At 78.8% G+C, this 553-nt stretch carries 1 protein-coding gene; it reads left to right on the forward strand.

Annotated features, from left to right (window positions below):
- Nucleotides 1-553 (forward strand): ATP-binding cassette domain-containing protein (locus FB00_RS21845; RefSeq protein ID WP_419865538.1); only part of this gene is annotated, 553 nt, incomplete at both ends.

The raw sequence follows: 553 nt of genomic DNA on the forward strand, positions 1-553 counted from the left end.
CGCCGCGGCCCGACGTTCCGCACGTGGTGGCCCGACGGCGCGCCCTCGCCCTCCGCGGGCACCGCGGCCGTCGACCTGGAGGACGCCGTCGTGGCCCTCACGCTCGGTCGCGGCACGCACGGCACCGACGACGCCGACGACGACCCTGCGAGCCCGGCGACACCCCGCACGGAACGGCCGGCGGGAGGTGGGCCCGCGCCGGACGCGCCCCTCGTGCGGGTCGAGCGTGCCGAGCGGCGGTTCGGGGACGTCGCGGCCGTCGACGACGTCTCGCTCGTCGTGCGCCCCGGCGAGGTGGTGGGCCTGCTCGGCGCGAACGGCGCGGGCAAGACGACGCTCCTGCGCATGATCCTCGGCCTCGACCGGCTCGACGGCGGCCGGGTCGAGGTCCTCGGCGCACCGCCGGACCGTGCGGGCCGCCGGTCGGTCGGCTACGTCCCGCAGGGCCTCGGGCTCGCCGGCGACCTGAGCGTCGAGGAGAACGTCGAGTTCGTGGCGGCGGTGTACGGGGTGCGGGACGTGCCCGCGCTGCCGTCGGCGCTCGCGGCCGTCC

The sequence above is a fragment of the Cellulosimicrobium funkei genome (assembly GCF_001019615.1).
In the GTDB taxonomy this organism is placed as follows: Bacteria; Actinomycetota; Actinomycetes; order Actinomycetales; family Cellulomonadaceae; genus Cellulosimicrobium; species Cellulosimicrobium cellulans_E.